Source organism: Cytobacillus sp. Bac17 (assembly GCF_024519925.1).
Lineage (GTDB): Bacteria > Bacillota > Bacilli > Bacillales > Cytobacillaceae > Cytobacillus > Cytobacillus pseudoceanisediminis.
Window position 1 is genome coordinate 13688 of sequence record NZ_JALJRC010000023.1, and the last position, 21443, is coordinate 35130.

Sequence of the window (21443 nt, forward strand, 5' to 3'; positions counted from 1 at the left end):
ATGATGGGATCAATAAAAATAAGAACGGAGATACCGGGGCCGAGAGCGAAGGAATTATTGGCTAAAAAAGAGCAGAATGTGCCAAGGGGGCCGTTTAACACGATTCAGACATTTGCTGATAAGGGAAATGGAGTACTTCTGACAGATATAGACGGAAATACTTTTCTTGATTTTGCCGGGGCAATCGGCACATTAAATGTTGGCCATTGCCCGCCAAGGGTAGTGGAAGCCCTGCATGCCCAAATTGACCAATATCTTCATCCGTGCTTCCATGTCATGATGTATGAGCCTTATATTAAACTGGCAGAAAAGCTCAACAGCATTACACCTGGAAACCACAGCAAAAAAACATTCTTTTTATGCACCGGCGCAGAGGCAGTGGAAAATGCCGTAAAGATAGCAAGGAAATATACCGGCCGAAAAGGGATCATATCATTTGAGCGGGGGTTTCATGGCCGGACCTATATGTCCATGAGTTTAACAAGTAAGGTTAAACCATATAAATATGAATTCGGGCCATTTGCGCCTGAAACATATAAATGGCCTTACCCTTATTATTACCGCAGCGAAGGTCTGAAGGAAAAAGAACATGATCTTGCCTTACTTAAAAGATTCGAAACTTTTTTTCTCAGCGAGGTGCCTCCTGAAGAAATTGCTGCTGTCATTATGGAGCCTGTACAGGGTGAGGGCGGTTTTGTTATGCCATCTTCCCGTTTTGTAAAAGGTGTAAAACAGCTTTGTGAAAAGTATGGAATCCTCTTTATCGCTGATGAGGTTCAGACGGGATTTGGCAGGACTGGCAAAATGTTTGCTATGGAGCATTATGATGTTGTGCCGGATTTAATTACGATGTCAAAATCAATCGGTGCCGGATTGCCTATCAGTGCTGTAACTGGAAGGGCTGACATAATGGATTCACCGAATATCGGTGAAATTGGCGGAACTTATGGAGGCAGTCCGCTCGGGTGTACAGCCGCATTAGAAGTGATTCGAACAATTGAGGAAGAAGGATTATTAGGAAGGGCAAATGAAATCGGAAGCCTTTTTACTGAAAAATTTTCAGATCTTCCTTTAAAATATAAGCAAGTGGGTGAAGTTCGTTCTTTAGGGGCAATGTGTGCCATTGAATTTGTTAAAGATCAGGATACAAAGGAACCGAATAAGGAAATCGTTCAGGAGATCCTGTCAAAAGCGCACAAGCGCGGTCTCATTATTATGAGTGCTGGCCTCTATGGCAATATTATTCGCCTGCTTTCTCCGCTTATTACAACCGATGAACAGCTCAATGAAGGTTTAACCGTACTGGAAGAAGTAATAGGTGAATGCTGCACATAAGGAGGAATACAATGAAACAACATTTATGGATTGGCGGAAAGTTCAAGGAAACAGAGAACTACAAAGCATTGAAAAGCCCCTATAGCGGGGAAGGTATTGCAGAAGTTGCCATGGCTTCTCCTTCCGATGTGAAGTCAGCGATTGATGCGGCAGATCATGCCAGAAAAATAATGGCTGAAATGCCTGCTCATAAAAGGGCAGAAATACTGGAAAATGCAGTTGCCATTATGAAGGAAGAAAAAGAAGAGTGCGCAATGATCATTGCGCGTGAAGCATCTAAACCTCTAAAGGCTGCAAGAGGAGAAGTGGACCGCACCATCATGACATATACCTTCGCTGCCCAGGAAGCGCGCAAGCTTTATGGAGAGACAATCCCAATGGATGCTGCTCCTGGAGGCGAAGGCAGGGTTGCCTATACAGTAAAGGAGCCGCTTGGAATTATCGGCGCCATCACTCCATTCAATTTTCCTATGAACCTTGTTGCCCATAAAGTGGGTCCTGCAATTGCTGCCGGAAACACGGTTGTATTAAAGCCTGCATCCCAAACGCCAATGTCGGCATATAAAATAGCTGGTATTTTTCACAGAGCCGGACTCCCTGATGGAGCTCTGAATGTAATTACAGGGAGCGGCGGAACGGTAGGGGATGTGCTTGTTGCAGACGACCGCATATCGATGATTACTTTTACAGGGAGCCCTGCAGTAGGAAAGCAGATTCGGGAAAATGCAGGCTTAAAGAGAGTAACACTTGAATTGGGTTCCAATTCGGCAGTTGTAGTGGATGAGAATGCAGACGTGGAGAGAATTGTTCCGCGAATTGCAGCTGGGGCATTTGCCTTCCAGGGGCAGGTATGTATTTCCGTTCAGCGCATTTATGTCCATGAATCCCTGTACCAGACATTTGCCGAACGCTTTGTTGAGGAAGCCAAAAAGCTAAAAATCGGCGATCCGCTTAATGAAGAAACAGATATTTCTGCAATGATCTCCAAAAGCGACACCGACCGCGCGCAAAGCTGGATCGAGAGTGCCGTTAAGAGCGGAGCAGAACTTGCTCTTGGCGGAAAGGCAGCAGATAATACCCTGTATCCAACCGTCCTGCTGAACGTTGATAAATCAGAAAAAATTTCTTGTGAGGAAGCATTTGCACCTGTTGTCCATATTAATTCATTCAGCAGCTTTGAAGAGGCGCTTGCGCTTGTGAATGATTCAGATTATGGCCTGCAGGCTGGTGTTTTCACCAATGATGTGAATAAAGCCTTCAAAGCAGCAAGGGAGCTTCATGTCGGCGGTGTGATGGTTAACGATTTCCCAACCTTCCGCGTAGACCATATGCCATATGGTGGTGTAAAAATGAGCGGAATGGGACGTGAAGGCATAAAATATGCTGTTGAAGAAATGACAGAGATGAAGCTGATCAGCTTTAAAATTGACTAAGATGAAGGACAGGAACAGTAAGACCTCCACTTCGAGGATCTGGAAAAATCGTTGAGGGATAAGTGGGGGTCAAACTGCCCGTGAAGGCCCGAAAAGAAGAACAAAGACTAAGAAACGCCACCTCCTGTGGCAACGTCTTTGTGACCCACTTCCTGTGGGCCTCAACTAGCAATCAGTGGCGAAAATTGAAGTTCACTATATTTGGCCGGTAAAAGCGCTGATTCGGCCGAAAAAAAGGCGGAATTGGCCCGTATATCCTTCATCATCTATAATGCCTGGCCGTTTGGCCGGGCAGTTTTTTAATAGAAGGGGGTCTGAGCAATGAATAAAAAAGCTTCTGTAAAAACAATAAAAAAAGAAAACGTTCTTGCCGAATTATACCTTGATCCATTCAATAAACGCTTAAGAGTAGACGATTATGCAGGGAAATTGGAAGATGCTGTCCATGAAGCAGAGAAAACGGCAAAAGAACACCAGTGTGAGAAATTAATTTTTAGAGGAAGAGTGGAAAATTATACGGAACTGCTTGCTATGGGTTTTCAGTGCGAAGCTGTTATTGACGGATATTTCCGGGGATCTGATCAATACTTTTTCTGCAAATATTTCTCGGACGAAAGAAGAATCAATCCACATTGGATTTCAGAAGACAGCATTATTACAAATGTAGCTGCCCTTTCAAGAAACCCGGATGTCATCATGCCTCCATCCGAATATCAGCTTATGAAAATATCAGAGCAAAATGCTGAAAAACTTGCTGCACTTTATCGGGAAGTATTTCAAATTTATCCAACACCACTCCATGATCCCTCATATATTAAAAAGACAATCCAGGAAGGTACCATCTATTACGCATTTCAGTATAATGATGACCTTGTCAGTGCAGCTTCAGCGGAGGTCAATCTTTTTTATAAAAACGCAGAACTGACAGATTGTGCAACACTTCCGTCCCACCGTAAACATGGTTTAATGAAAATACTCCTTGAAAAATTGGAAAAAGATTTAAAATCGCAGGGTGTATTCTGTGCCTACTCCATTGCCAGAGCGCTGTCGTTCGGAATGAATGCCGTTCTGCATCAGCTGGGGTATTCCTATCGGGGCCGGCTTCTTAACAACTGTTATATTTTCGATAAACTTGAAAATATGAATGTCTGGGTAAAGAATTTGGCTGCTGAAGATTCCTGGAGCCATAAAAAATAGTGCCAGTTTTTCGGCACCACCCTGACAAATTTTCGGCACCCTTTCATATACATAAATATGGGAGGGGATTTTGATGACTGAAACTCAAAGCATTTCAAAAGAAGTTCTGGCAGCCATACTAAAGGGCATTGATGAAGGAATTCATGTTGTGGATTTGGATGGAAATACCATTTTTTATAATGAAATTGCTGCAAGGCACGATGGCCTGGAGGTTTCTGAGGTTATCGGAAGACCTGTTCTGAAAGTTTTTCCTTCATTGGATAAAGAGACAAGCACCTTACTAAAAGTAATGAAAACAAAAAAACCGATCTATAATCAGACGCAATCCTATGTTAACCTTCATGGCGCGCAAATAGAAACCATTAATACAACTCTCCCTATTACTGTAGATGGCAAAGTAGCAGGAGCTGTTGAGATTGCTAAGGACTATTCCAGATTAAAGCTTCTATCAGAAAGCCTTCTGGATTTGCGAAAAAAAATAAAACAGCCTGTCAAAAAAAAGACTCCTGTTCAGAATGTACAGTACACACTGGATAGTCTTCTTACTGTAAATCAGGAAATGCAAAAAATTAAGAAGGAAGCAGCCAAACTGGCAAAGTCTGATTCCTCCATTCTGGTGTTTGGCGAAAGCGGGTGCGGAAAGGAGCTTTTTGTTCAGGGACTCCACCATGCTTCCTCAAGAGCAGCCGGGCCATTTATTGCCCAGAACTGTGCAGCTATACCTGAATCCTTGCTTGAAAGCATTCTATTCGGAACGGCTAAAGGAAGCTATACAGGAGCTGTAGACAGACCAGGGCTATTTGAATTAGCCGATGGGGGAACACTCTTCCTTGATGAAATACATGCCATGCCAATTGAGCTCCAGGCAAAACTTCTTAGAGTGCTGGAGGATGGGATTGTCAGAAGAGTGGGAAGCCCGAAGAGCACCCATGTAGATGTAAGAGTGATTGCAGCCATGAATATCCATCCAGTGGAAGCACTGGAGAGAAATCAAATCAGAACAGACTTATTTTACCGCTTAAATGTTCTCACTTTCGGGCTCCTTCCTCTAAGGGATAGGAAAGAAGATATTGAATTTCTTGCACATCATTTTATGAGGGGATTTAATCAGGTTTTAGACAAAAACCTTTCAGGAGTCGGGGAGGATGTGCTTGCCTTTTTCAGACAATATCATTGGCCCGGGAATGTCAGGGAATTAAAGCATACAATCGAATACATGATGAATGTCTGTGAAGATCATTTTCTTAAAGCAGAGGATTTGCCTGTGATAATGAAACAGCAGCTGCAAAAGGATGAACAGGCTGTTTCACTAAAGGTTCAGCCATTAAAGGCGAGCATGGAAGAACAGGAAAAAGCATTAATTAAAAAAGCCCTTCTAGAGACCAATGGAAATATAAAAAGAGCCGCAAAGCTATTGGAGGTTCCGCGGCAAACGCTGCAATATAAACTGGCAAAGTATAATATTGATATAAATAACGGGAGTCTTGTCTGCAGCAATTATGAAAGTGCCGAATAATCGGCATTTTTTTTTGTTTCAAAGTCACCAGTTTAATAAAAATATCCCCTCAGCTGCTAACAATCGCCACTCAGTCAGGGTTTTCATATGATAATACGAAAGCTTCAGAATTGGCATGATTCTTGCAGTATATATTTTTAAAGAAATCCATATAGGGGGAATTTAAATGAAGAACTTTTTATATAAACCGGATCGGTACTGGAAAGATATTGAGCTGTGGAAGGATGTCACAGAAGAACAATGGAATGATTGGCTTTGGCAGCTGACAAATACGATTCGCACTGTTGATGATCTGAAGAAAGTCATCAATCTCACTCCGGATGAGGAAGAAGGAGTAAGGATCTCGACCAAGACGATTCCGCTGAACATTACACCTTATTATGCTTCACTAATGAATCCGGATGATCCGCGATGCCCGATCAGAATGCAATCGGTACCAATTTCAAAAGAAATATATAAAACAAAATATGATCTTGAAGATCCTTTGCATGAAGATGAAGATTCACCTGTCCCTGGCCTGACGCACCGTTATCCTGATCGTGTCTTATTTCTGGTGACAAATCAATGCTCCATGTATTGCCGCTATTGTACACGCAGGAGATTTTCCGGTCAAATTGGCATGGGAGTGCCGAAAAAACAGCTTGATGCAGCGATCAGCTATATCAGGAGTGCGCCTCAGGTTAGGGATGTTCTCATATCTGGCGGGGATGGACTTTTGATCAATGATAATATCCTTGAGTACATTTTGAAGAATTTGAGGGAAATCGATCATGTTGAAATCATCAGAATCGGCACGCGGGCACCAGTTGTTTTTCCGCAGCGGATTACCGAAAATTTATGCAATATCCTGAAAAAGTATCATCCGGTATGGCTGAATACACATTTTAATACTTCCATTGAGATTACCGAAGATTCTAAGAGAGCGTGTGAGATGCTGGCAAATGCCGGTGTTCCAGTAGGCAACCAATCCGTGATTTTGGCTGGTATAAACGATAGCGTTCCAATAATGAAAAAATTAATGCATGATCTTGTTAAAATCCGGGTCCGGCCTTATTACATTTATCAATGTGATTTATCTGAAGGCATTGGCCATTTCCGTGCACCAGTTTCAAAGGGGCTTGAGATCATTGAAGGATTAAGAGGACATACTTCCGGATATGCGGTTCCAACATTTGTTGTTGACGCGCCTGGCGGAGGTGGAAAAATCTCCTTGCAGCCAAATTACCTGATCTCACAAAGTGCCGATAAAGTGGTCCTTCGTAATTTTGAAGGAGTTATAACCACTTATCCGGAGCCGGAAAACTATGTTCCGGGCCGTGCTGAAGGGTATTTTAAAGAAGTTTACCCGGAAATGGATGAAAAACGGTCCAATGTCGGAATAGCAGCGCTGATGAATGATCAGCAGTTTAATCTTGTACCTGAAGGGCTCGCAAGACTTGACCGCCGCGAAAAATATGAAAGCGATCCGTCCCACAGTTCATTGAAGGATAAGCGTGACAAACGCGATGAACTAAAGGAAAAGAAATTCAATGCCCAGCAGACGAAACAGAAACCAGCAGCTGAAACGAATTCAGAGACCGCATCGGCAAAGGAATAGGAGGCTCATAATGCAAAGTAAATGTGCATGGTGTGAAAGCCAGAATATAAATGAAAGCAGGGAAACCGTTTATTGGGAGCTGCCTGATGGAACAAGGGCCATCCAAATTAATGAGACCCCTTCCATTTCCTGCAGGGATTGTGAAATGGTTTACCAGTCAGATGATCTCGTTAAGGAGATTGAGGACCAACTATTTTTGATTGATGTGAAAAAGATTGGAAAAGAGATTAGTTTCGAAAAGCTGATGGAGCAGCCAAGGCTGCTGAAGCGAAATTATTTCGATTTCTCTTCCTATGATAAGTAAGTGATAAGGGCAGCCCGCAAAGCTATGCGGGCTGCTTTTCTATGTAATAGTAGACGAACTGAGCACAATTCGATTATAGTAGAAAATAAATTAATGAACGACAGAATAAAGGGGAAGGCGTTAGTATGTCCAAAACTTTCTATCACTTTTTAATGAAATACAGACACCCTGCACCAATGGACGACATCAGCCGTTTTGCCAATGAGGCATATGAGGATCACAGCTTTCCGAAAACAGCCTATGAGTATGATGAGGTCAGCTCTTACCTCGAATTGAATGGAAGTTATCCTGAGAGCATGTCTGTATTTGATGAAGTCTGGCAATTGTATATACTTTCTGAAAGCTAAATGAACACTTTGAAACACTCCGGCACAGGAGTGTTTTTTTATTTGGCTGTTTTCGTAAAGGTTGTTGCTTTTGGGCAGGTAACTAATTTATGAGTTGATTGGAGCGGAAGGCACTTGATCCTCGAAAATGCTGACGCATTTCCTTCGTGCTGTGCCCATTCGAGGAAGCTTATTCAATGTCCTGCGGGAGGAGAGGGAAGTGTGAGACCCCGCAGGCGAAGCCGAGGAGGCTCGCATTCCTCCCCGCGGAAAGCAAGTGCCTGGAAATCAACGGGCAGTATTCAAAAATAAAAATCATCAATCATTGAAAAAGAGCCATTTTTTGAGAATGGCTTTTGATTGATTGTGATGAACGTACGGACGATTTTCATAAAAAGTGCATATACTATTGTATTCAATACTCACGACTCAGTCATTGAGAGGATGGAGGAAATGAGCAAAAAGAAGAAACCAAAGTACAAAATCGGTGATACAGTCGTGATCACTATTTATGGTACAGTCGGAAAAGTAACAGATGTGAAATGGCTAGATGATATGTACGTCTATGAAGTCAATAAAAGTGAAGGTCTATATATGGAATCCAGCCTTCAAATGCTTTCTGAGTATGAAGGTGAGATTATGGAAAAGGAGCATATTGACATCGAATATAAATACTTTTTTGGTGACCTTGTCCAAGTCAAGGGGTATGGTTCGGATCTCTTCAAAATAGTAGGCTTCAGGACGGAAATTTGGAGATACAAAGAAGATGCATGGGAAGATGTTATTTATGAGCTTTCGAGAATTAATGACGGGGAATGGCTGGAGGCTGGAGAGGAAGAGCTGACACTCGTTGCGGATGCTGAAAGTGCAGATGCTTTTATTCAGAAGCTGGGACTCCTTTATATGATCAACAAAAAAGAAAAGCTGCCTGAATTAAAGGATTCTGCTCATTCATTCCGCAAGGCAGAAAAGGAATTGCTTGAAGGCATTAAAGAAAGAAAAGTGCTTATTGATGGTTTGCTTGATATATATAATGATTATCGTATACTTTATGAAATGTTTCAGGATGATGAGTATAAGCATATCATGCGGGTTATACTCAGAAAACTGAAGCATATTGCCAATAATGATGATAAGAGCACTGTGTAAAGCAGCTTAGGGGTCTCAGCTCTTCTTAGAGCCATGTGATTAGGAGATACAGTAAAAATGGTATGCCAAACCATATGACCAGCTTATACCAGACATTTAATAGATTGCTATAAAAATTGATAATGGAGCTTTCTTCACGATTGACATCTTCTTTAATGATTAGGGCCAGTCTGGATATACTTGACATGTCGCTGCCTCCTCAATTTCTGAATAAAATGGATCGTTGTTAGATGCTTATCCTATATGTATGTCCTAATTGAAGAAAAATGCACTTTAAGACAAAATAAAGAATATGACTTTTCTGAAAGTTGGTTTGCATGAATCCAGGTAGTGCTTCATACATTTTGTACAAAGGGGGCGTTGCTGTGAAGGAAATAGAGGTCGTAATAGATACGGAAGAAATTGCTGAGTTTTTCTTTCATGAGCTGGCAAAAAGAGGTTATGTGCCTACTGAAGGAGAATTGGATGAGCTTGCAGATATCACATTTGAATACCTGCTGCAAAAGTGCATCATTGATGAAGAAATTGAAGATGATTAATATAGAAAAATGACGAGGAAAGGTGCTCGTCATTTTTTTGCGGAGCAGCAGGAACACCATGCGCATACATATTCTGAAAATTCGAATTGCAAGCATACATCATTTTTCAAGAAAACGCTGAGAAATATAAAGCGATTTCCGCAAATATAAAAAATTTATGGCAGCACATTTGAAAAATGAAACTTTTCTTGTTATAAGCTCGTATATCTAAATGAAGCTAGTGCTTTGTGTTATTTATAAATAAAGACCGCCGGAAATGTTTAAAAAGTTGGCCGGATGGAAGGTAAACCTTCTATTGGAAAGGAAAAAAATAAAAAAAGAACTAGGGAGAGAAGCATATGTCATTTTTTAATAAAGTCCTGGCAAGTGTTGGAATTGGATCGGCAAAAGTCGATACGAAACTTGAGAAGGATTCAGCAGCTCCAGGAGAAGCTCTCAGAGGCGTTGTTGAGATTACAGGGGGAAGCACCGAACAGAAAATCGATGATATTTATCTTTCATTGAATACTACTTACATTAAAGAATCAGATGATAAAAAATATACAGTCTCAGGTTTGATTGACCGTTTCAGGCTCGCTCACTCCTTCACCCTGGCGGCGAATGAACGAAAGGAAATTCCATTTACCTTTAATCTTCCAACTGACACACCTTTGTCTTTTGGGAAGACAAAAATTTGGGTGGCGACAGGACTGGATATAAAAAACGCGGTGAATCCTGCTGATAAGGATTATATTCGAGTCGTGGCAAACCCGCTAATGGATTCTGTATTGAACGCTGTATCGAGTATGGGATTCCGTTTGCGGGAAGCAGAATGCGAACAGGCTCCGCATCGTCTCCGCAGCAGGCTGCCGTTTATCCAAGAGTTTGAATTTGTTCCAGTCTCCGGTCCTTACAGAGGAAAGCTGGATGAACTGGAAGTTGTATTTTTTCCACAGGCAAATGGAGAGACTGAGATCATGATTCAAGTAGACCGCAAAGCGAGAGGGTTGGGAGGATTCCTGGCAGAGGCACTGGAAATGGATGAAACCTTTGTCCGTTTCACTGTTACAAATGCAGATATTCCTTATATGCAGCAAAAGCTTCAGTCTGTCATTGCAAAATATGCTTAAAATTTATGCTGACGAAAACGATGGGTGACGCCCATCTTTTTTACATGCTCAGACTCAGACTGCAGCATGGGACTGCATATAGCTATGCAAGAAGTGTTTTGAAAAAATCCTGACCTTTTAAAAAGGGGGTTATTAACACGTAAATGATTGAGTCGGGAATTCTCTTCTCATCATCGGAAATAATTCCGTGAACACCAAGCCGCTGCATGTCTGCAAACTGGTATTGTTTGCTAATGGTCCACGAGTATATCTCATAACCGAATAACTCAGCTTGATTAATGAAGGACTTGGAAAGTAAGAGATGATGAACAGATAAGAAAGAGGCAAATTCGCGGTAGGATGCCAAATGAAACAAATCCAGGTGCTTGCTCAGCAGCAGGCCTGCAGGAATTTCGGGAGCAAGCTGGTGAAACTTTTTTATCTCATTAATATGGAAAGATTGGACCTTAATCTCATTGTCAGGTTTAAAAGAATGTAACATATTTGCCAGAATTTCTGTCATGCCAGGCTGATTTTCAGGTGATTTCATTTCAATTATGATTCCTGTTTTTCCGCTGACTTCTTTTAAAACTTCATTTAATAAAGGGATCCTTTCCCCGGCATACGCAGGAGAAAACCAGGATCCTGCATCCAGCTTTTTTATTTCCTTAACCGTCAAATCCTCAATCAGCCCCTCTCCGTCGGTAGTGCGCATAACATTAGCGTCATGAATTACGACAAGCTGTTTATCCTTGCTCAGCCTCACATCTAATTCGATATAGTCAAAGCCCAGTTCAATAGCTTTTTCAAAGGATGCCAGCGTATTTTCCGGTGCAAGAGCGGATGCACCTCTGTGTGCGATAGACTGAAAAGGCATGAGTGGCTGAAAAAAATAAGAAATAGTCATTAGTAACAATCCGATGAGGATTGAATATAAAACAGGCTTTTTAGATACCCGCAATTCTTCACCCCCTTAAAAGACTTTTATACATAATATGCAGATTAAACACTTTTGAAAGCGTTTTCTCTGTGAAAAAAACCTTAAATCGACAAAAGTAGTATTTTTTTGATGGAGGAAACGACAAGAAAAATGGCTAATTAAACAGTAATACAAAATTGTTTTTAGAAATTTGGCGGGCAAGTAAAAAAATGTCATTAAAAATGCTTATGAAGACCTTATTTGTCAAAACAGCTGAATTTGTCTGATAGGTAAATCAGACAAAAAAGCGGATGCATAGAATGTGAGGGGGATGCAAATGCTGAAGGAACTAACAAGAATCAAAAGAAAAGAATATGATGTGACAATCTTTCAAACACCGAAATTTAGGGACAAAAAAGGCTTTCAGCAAGTATATCGCCTAAATGTCGAAGCTTTAACCCATGTGGAATGTCTTGATTCAGTTTTTAGGAAGTTTAATGTGCTTGACAGGATTCCCGGGGATTTTGATGGCCGATTTATTTCCACAGGGGATATACTCTATATTGATGAAGGCAGAAGAGGGCAATTTTATTATCAGCTAAAGCCGGGCGGCTGGGAAGAAGTTAATCGAATACATATACGCTAAAGAACAAAAGCGGAAGTGCCTTGATCAGATGAACTCTAACTAAAACCGCCACTTCCTGTGGCGCACACCCTGTGCAGGTCCGACAGGCATAAGTCGAATCACAGGAAATCTCCCAAAGCTACTTTGGTCGGAGCGATGTATCGCTGCCGAAGCATTCCTTGGCCCGATTTCTGGAGTAATTTGGCTTATGACCCGAGGTGCTGGGCGGTGGAGCTGATGCAGATATCTTTTTCTAAAAGTTATTCACATCGTTATTTTTTATAAATTCCCTTAACAATGAAATAGCAGGAGGGCACTAGAGCTCTCCTGCTTATTTTATTAAATATTTTATTCCGTAATGTTTGATCCTGGACTATTTTTGCGTTTATTGGCAGTGTATTCCTTGCCGTGGGCTTCTTGCTCTGCAATAATGGCTTCAGCAGGAATATGATTATTTTTCTTTGGAGAATTTATACGGTTGCGGTGCTTTTTTCCCATCCTAATCCCTCCGATTATCGATTGCTTTTTGTTTTGACTGTTTTGGATGTATGGGGCTCGGTATTAGCCCTCGAAGATGGATTTGTCTCGTTGGCATGCTGTACGGCCTGCCTGAGTTTTTTGCTCATTCCTTTTTGCGGCATGATTACAACCTCCTTTGGAAAAGCTAAAAATAGCTTTCCCGTACAGTGAAAAAACATGCCTTATGTAATTTGTTTCTAAGTGATGGCACACATATGGTATAGTTTGACTTGGAAGCATTTACAGTGGCTTCAGAATTAATTTGGAGGTTTTGATTATGAGCATACATATCGGTGCTAAAGAAAACGAAATTGCGGAAACGGTCCTGCTCCCTGGAGACCCTCTGCGTGCAAAATATATTGCAGAAACATTTTTGGAAAATGCAGAATGCTACAATGAAGTCCGCAACATGTTTGGCTATACAGGAACGTATAAAGGGAAACGCATATCAGTTCAGGGCACAGGCATGGGAGTGCCATCCATTTCCATTTATATTAATGAACTTATGCAGAGCTACAATGTTCAAAACTTAATTAGAGTAGGCACATGCGGTGCAATTCAAAAAGATGTGAAAGTTAGGGATGTAATCCTGGCAATGAGCTCTTCTACAGATTCCCAAATGAACAGGCTTACATTTGGAGGGGTAGACTTTGCGCCGACAGCTAACTTTGACCTTCTGAAAAAAGCCTATGATGCAGGTGTTGAAAAAGGATTAAACCTCAAAGTCGGAAATGTATTCACAGCAGATATGTTCTATAATGATAATGCTGAACACGAAAAATGGGCACAATATCAGATTTTGGCGATTGAGATGGAAACGGCTGCGCTTTATACACTTGCAGCGAAGTTTGGCCGTAAGGCGCTTTCTGTCTTAACAGTCAGCGATCATATCCTTACAGGTGAGGAAACAACTTCTGAAGAAAGACAAACCACCTTCAATGAAATGATTGAAGTTGCACTTGAGGCGGCTGTTAAAGAATAAAGGAAATGGAAACTGGTTCATTGTGAGCCAGTTTTATTTTTTTTGAGTTTAAATAAAAAAAATCTGCCAAAAGCAATTTGTGCCGTTTGTCCTGTTTTTCACACAATTATGGACTAGTTGACTTGTAGTGTTAAAATAGTAATGTTGCAAAGAAAAAGAAAAGCAGCAGCGCCTAGCCCGAGGGGCAGGGTGATTGCGCTAGACAAAAAAAGTCAGGTGAAAATGAATGAAGAAAATCATAATTATGGCAGGGACCCTTAGCCTCCTGCTCTCCGGCTGCAGCAAGCTCGATCCTTATATGGAGAAGGTTCAGCCGCTTATTGAAAAAATTCCATTTCTGGGAGGAGAAAAAAGTCTTGAGGAACCTCCTCTAGAAGATGAATCCTCAAAAGAAGAAGAAAACAGTGCTGAGGAAGCAGGCAATGAAGGCAAAGAAGGCAAAGAAGAAATTCAAAATGATCCTCTTTCATTGGAAGCGGCATATTTTAATGATGTTAAAGTTGTCGATGGAAGAAATATAATTCAGAATCCTGAAAATGTGATGGCCCTCGTGAATAAACAGTTCAGTCTTCCGGATGGCTATGAACCTTCCAAGTTAATGATTCCTGATGTCGCATTTTCTTATGGGAAATTAGATTTGGAAAAAAGCTATTTGCGGCAGGACGCTGCCCAGGCTTTGGAAAAGCTATTTACCGGAGCGCTAAATGAAGGTGTTGAATTGTTTGCAGTTTCCGGATACCGTTCATTTACCAGGCAATCACAGGTTTTTGAAGCAGAGGTAAGCAAAGTAGGAAAAGAAAAAGCAGTTCAGGCAGTTGCCATTCCGGGCAGCAGTGAACATCAGACAGGCCTTTCAATGGATATCTCAAGCAGAAGTGCAAATCTTGAACTTTCAGAAGAATTCGGGGAAACCAGGGAAGGAAAGTGGCTTGCTGAAAATGCACATCGCTACGGATTTATCCTCCGCTACCCTAAAGGAAAAGAAGGCATCACAGGTTATAAATATGAGCCTTGGCATTTCCGCTATGTTGGGACTGAAGCAGCAACAGTCATTTACGAAAAGAAATGGACTTTGGAAGAATACTTCGATATTGTTAAAAAGATCTAAGAGGCCACAAAGGCCTCTTTTATTTTCCTTTTTGCTTGGGGCTGCTTTTCCCTGATTGAAAATAAAATATAACTGCTAAAATGAGGGGAACAGCGGGAAGTGCAGACAGGATGCGGAGAGCGTTTTCTGCCCCAGTTAAATAATAGCCTAAGGGCAGAAGTAGAAAAAAGCTTGATAGAGCAAGTTTCCATGACTGATTCATGATTCCTGCAATAAGGCAGATCAATGAAACTGCGAAACTTAACCATAACACTGCGATTATCATTATAATTCACTCCTTAAAAAAGTGATGGGAGGCTCGAGGGAAGGCTGGTGTATAGGATTAGGCGGATGCTTGTGGATTTTTAAAATGAGACTATATAATAAAATATGGTCTATGCCGGCTAAACATTAATCTTTTATTTTTCTCGATGTTTATATTGAGGGGAAGTATGATTCCTGTGTTGGCATACATCAAGCCGCCGACTGTTGACTCGATGTTTATTAACACCCTTAAATGAGGTAATAATAAACTAAGGTTTTACAGGTGAAAAGGAGGTTCATACATTGGAAAAAGTTTCACTTAAAGTTGCGGGCATGACCTGCAGCCACTGTGAAGAGGCGGTCAAAAATGCCCTTCTCTCCATTGATGGTGTGGCAAGCGTCGCCATTGCCTTTCACGACGAACATGCAGAAATCGAGTATGACCCGAAAAAAGCTGATAAGGAAAACTTAATAAAAGCGATAAAAGATCAAGGCTATGGGGTAGCCTAACATAAGAAGGAGCGCTTTAGCATTTTTCGCTGGCGCTCTTTCAATTTTTACACATATGCATTTTTCTTTGTTATTTTTTCGATAAAAATGTTATTCTAATCATTAAGGATTCTACATAGTTATTTTACGGTAATGAAAGTGGTGAAGAGTTTGCAAAATGAAGATCTAAACAAAGAAACTTCCGAAACACCCGATAATAACCATTCAGGTTTTATCCGCATGAAAAAGTTTCATTTTGTAATGCTGCTGTTTTTTATTGTTTTCCTTTCAGCTGGAATTACTACCTTTGCACTGGCTTTTGGAGATGAAAAAGCAGTAGATGTTGGAACTGGCGATAGAAGGGAATTTGATAAGTTTTATACAGCTTATGATACCCTTAAAACAAACTACTTCCAGGAAGTTGACCAGGATAACCTTATAAATGGCGCTATTAACGGTATGCTTGAAGCGCTGGATGATCCATACTCAGACTATATGAATGAGGAAGAAGCCAAAAGCTTCCATCAGAGTATTTCATCCTCATTTGAAGGAATCGGAGCTGAAATCCAGGAACAGGAAGGCTACATTGTAATTGTTTCACCATTAAAAGGTTCACCTGCTGAAAAAGCCGGGCTTAAACCGAATGACAAGGTCCTGTCCGTTGATGGAAAAAGTCTTCAGGGGATGAGTTCGACTGAGGCCGTTATGCTGATCAGAGGTGAAAAGGGCACTAAGGTAGAACTTTCAGTTCAGCGCCCTGGTTCAGATGAGCCTATGAATATTTCCATTACTCGTGATACTATTCCCCTTGAAACCGTCTATGGGGAAATGCTTGAAGATGGTATTGCAAAAGTGCAGATTACTACTTTCTCGGAAAATACTTCTAAAGAGCTGGTGGAAACTCTGAATGATCTGCAGAAGCAGGGCATGAAAGGGTTAATTCTTGATCTTCGCCAGAATCCTGGGGGTCTTTTGGATCAGGCGGTGGAAATTTCCAGCCTGTTTGTCCCGGATGGCGAGATTTTATTCCAAATTGAAGACCGCAATGGAAACAGGGAAGAAGTTAAATCAACGAAAGAGGAAAACCCGAATATTCCTTTAGTAGTTGTAATTGATAAAGGAAGCGCAAGTGCATCAGAAATTTTGGCCGCCGCAGTACACGAGTCTGCAGATGTGCCGCTTGTCGGTGAAAAGTCGTTTGGAAAGGGCACAGTCCAGCGTGCACAGGACTTCTCCGATGGATCAAACATGAAATTCACTACTGAAAAATGGCTCACACCGGATGGGAATTGGATTCATAAAAAGGGAATAACACCGGATCACAAAGTGGCCTTGCCGGATTATGCTACACTGCCATTTATTAATCCTGACACTGAATTAAAGCTTTCTGTTTCTTCAGCTCAGGTTAAAGCAGGACAGCAAATGCTAAAAGCACTTGGATATGATCCTGGAAGAGAAGACGGTTTCTTTGATGAAAAAACAGAACAGGCTGTCAAAGAATTTCAGGCCGCCGAAAAGCTTGAGCAAAATGGAGTATTATCAGGGCAGTCTACCCTTAGACTGATGGAAAAACTCCGTGAAAAAATTGATCAAAATGATACGCAAATTCAAAAAGCAGCCGAAGTGCTGAAAGAACAAATAGAATCTTAAGGCAAAGGCTCTCCATTTTTGGAGAGCTTTTTTCTGTTGATACATGTATTCCTGTTATAGAAAATGGGTATATAAAGCATTCATCTTTCCCACAATGATAGTAAACTTTACTATAAGCAGTGCAGGGGTGATTCGCTTGAAGAATATAATAATTGTCTTTTTATTGGCTGCAGCCATCCTGTCCGGCTGTACTTCCTATCAGCAAAAAGAAGATCCAAATGAGGTAAGGCAGGATTCTGGAGCTGATGGGGTTGAAAAGGAAGGTAAAAAGCCATCCGCTATTGGAAATGAAACGAAAAACTTTTTGCTCATTGGTGTTGACAGCAGGGGAGAAGAGGATTCACGTTCAGATGCTATTCTTCTGGCCAGTTATATACCTTCTGGAGAATCGATTAAATTGGTCTCTTTAATGAGGGACAGCTATGTAAAAATTCCTGATTATGAATATATGTACAGCAAACTGAATCATGCTTATTATATAGGCGGCAAGGACTTATTAAAGGATACAATAGAGCAAAACTTCGGAGTCCAAATCGATCATACAGCAATTATCGATTTTAAGGGATTTACAAAAATGCTTGATGCCATTGCTCCGGATGGAATTGAAGTGGAAGTCAGTTCTGCAATGATTGACGATATGGGATTGGAATTGGATCCTGGCAAGCAAAAACTTAAGGGGAGCGACCTATTATCGTATGTCAGATTTCGCCATGATGGACAAAGTGATTTTGGGAGAGTGGACAGGCAGCAGGAGATTTTGATAGAGCTTAAAGATGAAGTGATGAATCAATTCTCTTCACCTGCTGGTTTGGCAAGATTTCCGGAAGTGATCAGCCAGGCATTGAAATACGTTGAAACTGACTTAAAGATTGAGGAAGCAATAGCCTTAGGTGTTTCATTTTTAATGGATCCTGTTACTGATATTGAAACACTGAGGGTGCCGATTACAGACAGTTTTGAAAATAAAACCTATGAGCATGCCGGATCGGTTCTCCAGCTGGATTTTGAAGAAAACTCAGAAGCACTGAAGCAGTTTCTGAAGGCTGAAAAAGAATAGTTCCGAAAAAAGAGCCGAAGAGCTCTAAAAAAGTAAATGAGGAGCCAGTGGGGCTCCTCATTTACTTTTTTCTGCAGACCGCAATCCCAAAAGGGTAGTGTTTGCCTTCTCTTTTCGGTTCAATAAGAACACTTCTCTGATAATAAAATTCCGTCTCTCCGTATGCCTTAAACAGATCAGTGAATTCATTTTCAGTCAGCTGATGATAATGGAATGGCTCTCTTGTTGGTTTTCCCCTTCCAGCGCCGAATGGAGTGGATAAAATGAGAGTCCCTCCAGGCTTTAGCATTTTATAAAGGCTGTTAAGAAATATTTCTTCTGATTCCAGGTGTTCAAGCGTTTCAAAGCTCGTTATCACATCAAAGAATCCCAATTGATCTGGGAGGATTTCATCTTCTGCATTGGCCTGTACATATTGCACAAGAGGATGATAATGGTGCTGCCTGGCATATTTCAGTGTATCTCCATCAACGTCTACTGCGATTATTTCATTGATTTCTTTTTTCTTGGCTTTTGCCATGATTTTTGAGCCGTACCCCGTTCCGCAGGCAATATCGAGGACTCTTCCTCTGGCATAATAAAGGGCAAAATAGTAACGCGCCAAATGTTCCAGAAGCATTCCGTTTGTAATCGGCATTTCCTCCGGTATGATTCTTTCCCCGGTATTTTCGAGCATATTAACTCCACCATCCTTATTAGAGATTATAGCAAATATGACTTAAGGTTTGTATGGACTGAGAAAATCATATACAATGTGTCATTAGACAGGATAGCTATAAAGAGGTGATCCTTTGAAGCAGATAGTGGAACTTAATGAGCAGACCCGTAATCAAATATCAGATATAGAACAAAAATGCGAAAAGCTTGCAGAAAAACTTCTTAATAACTATAAAACAGACTTTCAAACCGGCGGGGAAAATCTGGTAGTAGACCTGATCAGAACCATTAAAGGCCGCAGTGCTTCAGAAAATGATGTATTTAAAGTTGACTATGAGTCCATTTTGGAATTGGGAATTGAAACGGAAGATGATTTTTATCCAAATGCATATATTCCCATCTGGAAATGCAAACAGGAAATGTTTCATTCCGTTGGTTACTTAACAAATCTGGATATTGATTCAATAGAGAAGAAAATGATGATTATGATTGAAGAAATGCTTGCAGACCGTGAAGAAGGGGAAAAATATGAATAAAACAGAAATATATATATTATCAGGCTTTCTTGGGAGCGGGAAGACTACACTTCTTAAGCAGCTGCTCCAGGAGGAAAAAAAGCAAGGCAGGAAAGTGGCAGTCATGATGAACGAGCTTGGAAAAGTATCAATTGACTCGGACGTGGTCGATGAGGATGTACCATTAAAGGAGCTGCTTGATGGATGCATATGCTGTACAATCTCAGATAAGCTGGAAGCTCAGCTTCAGGAATTATTGATGGTTGATAAGCCGGAAGCGATCTATATTGAAACAACAGGCGCAGCTCATCCCATTGAAGTTCTGGATAGTATCCTTTCCCCCCTCTTTGCAGATCGAATGCTGGTAAAAGGGATTCTTTCAGTTGTTGATGGTCCAAGATGGCTTAGTCGAAAGCTGTTAAGCCCTCAGATTCAGCAGCTATTAATTGAGCAGGTGAGGCATGCGGATTTAATTATTTTAAATAAAGCAGATGACCTTACTGAAGCGGAACAGGCCAGGCTTACAATGGAGGTACAGGGTCTAAACAGCCAGGCTTTCAGCATCTTAACATCGTACTCAAAGATTGCTGTGAAGCAGGTAAGAGGTATGACTTCCGGGAAAAAGAGCCCGGCTTCCAGTTCACATGTTTTTTCTGATCTAAGCTTGAGCACTTTTGTTTATCAGTTTCAAAAACCTGTTAACCAGACTGAATTTGAGAAGTTTCTAAGAGGCCTCCCTGATACTGTTTACAGAATAAAAGGATATTTGAAACTGCATTCATCACAGTATCCGTTGCTGTTTCAGTATTCTTATGGAATGCCGCTGTATATGCAGGAAAACATGAATTTGCCCTTGAATATGGTTTTTATAGGAGAAAATCTTGACTGGGGAGAAATGGAGAAAAGATTAAAAACCCTTGAAGGTATTCATTAAAGAAAAGAAAAATCGCACTCAACTTGTGCGATTTTTTTATTCCTTCATATGAATGAAAAAAACCTGTTTTTGGGAAACTCAATATATAATGCTGAACCGAAAAAACATAAAAAATGAGTGGAACTTATGAAAACAATACACGCAATCGTTATCTTCATTGTTCTTTTTGCTGCAGGAGCCACACACACTACTGCAGCGGAAGAGGGGATAAGCTGGAAAATTGAGATGATCCCTTGGGAAAAAGTGAATGGGATCTTGCCTAAATACAGTAAATTTACTGTTCTGGATGTTGAAACAGGCAAGAAGTTTAAAGTTCAAAGACGAGCCGGCAGCCATCATGCAGATGTACAGCCATTAGACGCAGAAGAAACAAAAATAATGAAAAGCATTTATGGAGGAAAATGGAGCTGGAAGAGGCGAGCAATCATTATTATTAATGGAAATCAGTGGATTGCCGCTTCCATGCATGGAATGCCCCATGGAGGCGGTGCACTGAAAAACAACTTTCCCGGCCACTTCTGTATTCATTTTTATGGCAGTACCACCCACCGTACCAATTACATGGATTTATCGCACAAGCTGATGATATTAAAAGCAGCAGGAAAACTTGATGGATATCTCTATAAAGCAAATCCATATGAAGTAATCAGTGCATTCATGGCTGGATTAAAACAGCAGGATTCCAAGATCGTACAGCCCATTTCCCTGCAGCCTTTGCCATGGAATAAAATCCTGCCCATCATAGAAAATGTAAGGCTGAGTGCGATGCCTGTGCTTCCTGCTGAGGATTTGACAGGCGAGCTGAGCCTGGAAGTGCCGGTGGAAGTTGACTGGTTTATAAAGAACCGCGGCAGAATGCATTTTAGAGGCAGCATCTATCTTGTGCGCTATTCACAAGCCGACGCATGGAAAGTGGACAATAAAAGATTCTTTAAGGAAAATAAGTTAGTGAACGAATAAAAGCTTGAGAATAAAATCTCAAGCTTTTATTCGTTTTCAGCAATACTACTGTTTTTCGCCAAATTTGATGAATGTGCGTTCGTCTTCCACTAGTCCGCAAGCAGCACACTGCACTCTCTTATCAGGGCCTTTATAAGGCATATGAAAAGGGGACAGCTGTTCACTGCTGTACTCTTCCAATACATTCCCTGTCTGTGGATCCATTTTAATGGATTGAGGCACCTGCTGAATAATATTGAATCGGCTTCTGTTGGTTTTACAGTTTGGGCACCGATAAGGTGAATTCATTAATCATTCTCCT

At 41.1% G+C, this 21443-nt stretch carries 26 protein-coding genes; 19 read left to right on the forward strand and 7 right to left on the reverse strand.

Translation table 11 applies throughout. The features are described from left to right. From gabT to NR125_RS21475, 8 genes are all read left to right on the forward strand, one after another. Positions 1-1335, forward strand: a complete 1335-nt coding sequence (gene gabT / locus NR125_RS21440) for a 4-aminobutyrate--2-oxoglutarate transaminase (RefSeq protein ID WP_256816124.1) — start codon at positions 1-3, stop codon at positions 1333-1335. 11 nt (positions 1336-1346) lie between these two features. After that, complete coding sequence (locus NR125_RS21445; protein WP_256816112.1) at positions 1347-2768, forward strand: aldehyde dehydrogenase family protein; 1422 nt, start codon at positions 1347-1349, stop codon at positions 2766-2768. A gap of 321 nt (positions 2769-3089) precedes the next feature. Beyond that, positions 3090-3965 carry a putative beta-lysine N-acetyltransferase gene (ablB, locus tag NR125_RS21450; protein WP_009332588.1) on the forward strand — a complete coding sequence of 292 codons (876 nt, stop codon included), beginning with the start codon at positions 3090-3092 and terminating at the stop codon, positions 3963-3965. A 73-nt stretch (positions 3966-4038) separates the two neighbouring features. Beyond that, positions 4039-5481, forward strand: coding sequence for a sigma-54 interaction domain-containing protein (locus tag NR125_RS21455; RefSeq protein ID WP_071157290.1), 1443 nt, complete (start codon positions 4039-4041; stop codon positions 5479-5481). A 166-nt stretch (positions 5482-5647) separates the two neighbouring features. Continuing rightward, positions 5648-7078 (forward strand): lysine 2,3-aminomutase, encoded by a 1431-nt coding sequence (gene kamA, locus NR125_RS21460; protein ID WP_256816113.1) that lies wholly within the window; start codon positions 5648-5650, stop codon positions 7076-7078. A 10-nt stretch (positions 7079-7088) separates the two neighbouring features. Further along, positions 7089-7382 carry a YokU family protein gene (locus NR125_RS21465; RefSeq protein ID WP_009332585.1) on the forward strand — a complete coding sequence of 98 codons (294 nt, stop codon included), beginning with the start codon at positions 7089-7091 and terminating at the stop codon, positions 7380-7382. Positions 7383-7507: 125 nt separating this feature from the next. Next, positions 7508-7729 (forward strand): YozE family protein, encoded by a 222-nt coding sequence (locus NR125_RS21470; RefSeq protein WP_256816114.1) that lies wholly within the window; start codon positions 7508-7510, stop codon positions 7727-7729. A gap of 432 nt (positions 7730-8161) precedes the next feature. After that, positions 8162-8857: a hypothetical protein gene (locus tag NR125_RS21475; RefSeq protein WP_019379695.1), complete on the forward strand. Its 696-nt coding sequence runs from the start codon at positions 8162-8164 to the stop codon at positions 8855-8857. Positions 8858-8882: 25 nt separating this feature from the next. Here the strand turns inward: NR125_RS21475 and NR125_RS21480 are convergent, their stop codons facing one another. Further along, entirely contained in the window at positions 8883-9044 is a 162-nt protein-coding gene (locus NR125_RS21480; protein WP_019379694.1) for a hypothetical protein, read from the reverse strand. Positions 9045-9222: 178 nt separating this feature from the next. Here NR125_RS21480 and NR125_RS21485 point away from each other — a divergent pair, with 178 nt between their 5' ends. Then, a complete protein-coding gene (locus tag NR125_RS21485) occupies positions 9223-9396 on the forward strand; it encodes a YozD family protein (protein ID WP_009332582.1) in 174 nt (57 codons plus the stop codon). Positions 9397-9734: 338 nt separating this feature from the next. Then, entirely contained in the window at positions 9735-10505 is a 771-nt protein-coding gene (locus tag NR125_RS21490) for a sporulation protein (RefSeq protein ID WP_256816115.1), read from the forward strand. Between the two features lie 82 nt (positions 10506-10587). Here NR125_RS21490 and NR125_RS21495 read toward each other — a convergent pair whose 3' ends face one another. Beyond that, complete coding sequence (locus NR125_RS21495) at positions 10588-11445, reverse strand: glycerophosphodiester phosphodiesterase (protein WP_251175752.1); 858 nt, start codon at positions 11443-11445, stop codon at positions 10588-10590. A gap of 295 nt (positions 11446-11740) precedes the next feature. On the opposite strand from NR125_RS21495, the gene NR125_RS21500 reads away from it, so the two are divergent. After that, positions 11741-12049, forward strand: coding sequence for a YodL domain-containing protein (locus NR125_RS21500; protein ID WP_009332579.1), 309 nt, complete (start codon positions 11741-11743; stop codon positions 12047-12049). A gap of 327 nt (positions 12050-12376) precedes the next feature. Here the strand turns inward: NR125_RS21500 and NR125_RS21505 are convergent, their stop codons facing one another. Together NR125_RS21505 and NR125_RS21510 are read right to left on the reverse strand one after the other, a co-directional pair. After that, on the reverse strand, positions 12377-12526 hold the full coding sequence (locus NR125_RS21505; protein ID WP_009332577.1) for a hypothetical protein: 150 nt from the start codon (positions 12524-12526) through the stop codon (positions 12377-12379). Positions 12527-12540: 14 nt separating this feature from the next. Then, on the reverse strand, positions 12541-12669 hold the full coding sequence (locus NR125_RS21510; protein ID WP_009332576.1) for a hypothetical protein: 129 nt from the start codon (positions 12667-12669) through the stop codon (positions 12541-12543). 155 nt (positions 12670-12824) lie between these two features. Between NR125_RS21510 and deoD the strand changes: the two genes are divergently transcribed. Both deoD and NR125_RS21520 read left to right on the forward strand, forming a co-directional pair. Next, on the forward strand, positions 12825-13529 hold the full coding sequence (gene deoD / locus NR125_RS21515) for a purine-nucleoside phosphorylase (protein WP_009332575.1): 705 nt from the start codon (positions 12825-12827) through the stop codon (positions 13527-13529). 226 nt (positions 13530-13755) lie between these two features. Further along, entirely contained in the window at positions 13756-14637 is an 882-nt protein-coding gene (locus tag NR125_RS21520; RefSeq protein ID WP_009332574.1) for a D-Ala-D-Ala carboxypeptidase VanY, read from the forward strand. A 19-nt stretch (positions 14638-14656) separates the two neighbouring features. Here the strand turns inward: NR125_RS21520 and NR125_RS21525 are convergent, their stop codons facing one another. After that, positions 14657-14902 (reverse strand): hypothetical protein, encoded by a 246-nt coding sequence (locus tag NR125_RS21525; protein WP_009332573.1) that lies wholly within the window; start codon positions 14900-14902, stop codon positions 14657-14659. A 281-nt stretch (positions 14903-15183) separates the two neighbouring features. Between NR125_RS21525 and NR125_RS21530 the strand changes: the two genes are divergently transcribed. The 3 genes from NR125_RS21530 (at position 15184) to NR125_RS21540 (ending at position 18076) form a co-directional block, all read left to right on the forward strand. Then, on the forward strand, positions 15184-15390 hold the full coding sequence (locus NR125_RS21530) for a heavy-metal-associated domain-containing protein (RefSeq protein WP_256816116.1): 207 nt from the start codon (positions 15184-15186) through the stop codon (positions 15388-15390). Between the two features lie 132 nt (positions 15391-15522). Further along, on the forward strand, positions 15523-17019 hold the full coding sequence (locus NR125_RS21535) for a lmo1851 family serine protease (RefSeq protein WP_009332571.1): 1497 nt from the start codon (positions 15523-15525) through the stop codon (positions 17017-17019). Positions 17020-17146: 127 nt separating this feature from the next. Then, positions 17147-18076: an LCP family protein gene (locus NR125_RS21540; RefSeq protein WP_254786579.1), complete on the forward strand. Its 930-nt coding sequence runs from the start codon at positions 17147-17149 to the stop codon at positions 18074-18076. A 61-nt stretch (positions 18077-18137) separates the two neighbouring features. Here the strand turns inward: NR125_RS21540 and NR125_RS21545 are convergent, their stop codons facing one another. Further along, positions 18138-18752, reverse strand: coding sequence for a class I SAM-dependent methyltransferase (locus NR125_RS21545; RefSeq protein WP_019379687.1), 615 nt, complete (start codon positions 18750-18752; stop codon positions 18138-18140). Positions 18753-18867: 115 nt separating this feature from the next. Here NR125_RS21545 and NR125_RS21550 point away from each other — a divergent pair, with 115 nt between their 5' ends. The 3 genes from NR125_RS21550 (at position 18868) to NR125_RS21560 (ending at position 21142) form a co-directional block, all read left to right on the forward strand. After that, positions 18868-19269 (forward strand): hypothetical protein, encoded by a 402-nt coding sequence (locus NR125_RS21550; protein WP_019379686.1) that lies wholly within the window; start codon positions 18868-18870, stop codon positions 19267-19269. Continuing rightward, positions 19262-20182, forward strand: coding sequence for a CobW family GTP-binding protein (locus NR125_RS21555; protein ID WP_256816117.1), 921 nt, complete (start codon positions 19262-19264; stop codon positions 20180-20182). The genes NR125_RS21550 and NR125_RS21555 overlap by 8 nt, the downstream gene beginning before the upstream one ends. Positions 20183-20308: 126 nt before the next feature. Next, positions 20309-21142 (forward strand): hypothetical protein, encoded by an 834-nt coding sequence (locus tag NR125_RS21560; protein WP_009332566.1) that lies wholly within the window; start codon positions 20309-20311, stop codon positions 21140-21142. Between the two features lie 45 nt (positions 21143-21187). Here the strand turns inward: NR125_RS21560 and NR125_RS21565 are convergent, their stop codons facing one another. Further along, positions 21188-21430, reverse strand: coding sequence for a hypothetical protein (locus NR125_RS21565; protein WP_009332565.1), 243 nt, complete (start codon positions 21428-21430; stop codon positions 21188-21190). Positions 21431-21443: the final 13 nt, after the last annotated feature.

Bases quoted from the DNA above. Each gene is read 5' to 3' on its own strand.
- gabT (WP_256816124.1), top strand. From the start codon at position 1: ATGATGGGATCAATAAAAATAAGAACGGAGATACCGGGGCCGAGAGCG.
- NR125_RS21445 (WP_256816112.1), top strand. From the start codon at position 1,347: ATGAAACAACATTTATGGATTGGCGGAAAGTTCAAGGAAACAGAGAAC.
- ablB (WP_009332588.1), top strand. From the start codon at position 3,090: ATGAATAAAAAAGCTTCTGTAAAAACAATAAAAAAAGAAAACGTTCTT.
- NR125_RS21455 (WP_071157290.1), top strand. From the start codon at position 4,039: ATGACTGAAACTCAAAGCATTTCAAAAGAAGTTCTGGCAGCCATACTA.
- kamA (WP_256816113.1), top strand. From the start codon at position 5,648: ATGAAGAACTTTTTATATAAACCGGATCGGTACTGGAAAGATATTGAG.
- NR125_RS21465 (WP_009332585.1), top strand. From the start codon at position 7,089: ATGCAAAGTAAATGTGCATGGTGTGAAAGCCAGAATATAAATGAAAGC.
- NR125_RS21470 (WP_256816114.1), top strand. From the start codon at position 7,508: ATGTCCAAAACTTTCTATCACTTTTTAATGAAATACAGACACCCTGCA.
- NR125_RS21475 (WP_019379695.1), top strand. From the start codon at position 8,162: ATGAGCAAAAAGAAGAAACCAAAGTACAAAATCGGTGATACAGTCGTG.
- NR125_RS21480 (WP_019379694.1), bottom strand. From the start codon at position 9,044: ATGTCAAGTATATCCAGACTGGCCCTAATCATTAAAGAAGATGTCAAT.
- NR125_RS21490 (WP_256816115.1), top strand. From the start codon at position 9,735: ATGTCATTTTTTAATAAAGTCCTGGCAAGTGTTGGAATTGGATCGGCA.
- NR125_RS21500 (WP_009332579.1), top strand. From the start codon at position 11,741: ATGCTGAAGGAACTAACAAGAATCAAAAGAAAAGAATATGATGTGACA.
- NR125_RS21505 (WP_009332577.1), bottom strand. From the start codon at position 12,526: ATGGGAAAAAAGCACCGCAACCGTATAAATTCTCCAAAGAAAAATAAT.
- NR125_RS21510 (WP_009332576.1), bottom strand. From the start codon at position 12,669: ATGCCGCAAAAAGGAATGAGCAAAAAACTCAGGCAGGCCGTACAGCAT.
- deoD (WP_009332575.1), top strand. From the start codon at position 12,825: ATGAGCATACATATCGGTGCTAAAGAAAACGAAATTGCGGAAACGGTC.
- NR125_RS21520 (WP_009332574.1), top strand. From the start codon at position 13,756: ATGAAGAAAATCATAATTATGGCAGGGACCCTTAGCCTCCTGCTCTCC.
- NR125_RS21525 (WP_009332573.1), bottom strand. From the start codon at position 14,902: ATGATAATCGCAGTGTTATGGTTAAGTTTCGCAGTTTCATTGATCTGC.
- NR125_RS21535 (WP_009332571.1), top strand. From the start codon at position 15,523: ATGAAAGTGGTGAAGAGTTTGCAAAATGAAGATCTAAACAAAGAAACT.
- NR125_RS21545 (WP_019379687.1), bottom strand. From the start codon at position 18,752: ATGCTCGAAAATACCGGGGAAAGAATCATACCGGAGGAAATGCCGATT.
- NR125_RS21555 (WP_256816117.1), top strand. From the start codon at position 19,262: ATGAATAAAACAGAAATATATATATTATCAGGCTTTCTTGGGAGCGGG.
- NR125_RS21560 (WP_009332566.1), top strand. From the start codon at position 20,309: ATGAAAACAATACACGCAATCGTTATCTTCATTGTTCTTTTTGCTGCA.
- NR125_RS21565 (WP_009332565.1), bottom strand. From the start codon at position 21,430: ATGAATTCACCTTATCGGTGCCCAAACTGTAAAACCAACAGAAGCCGA.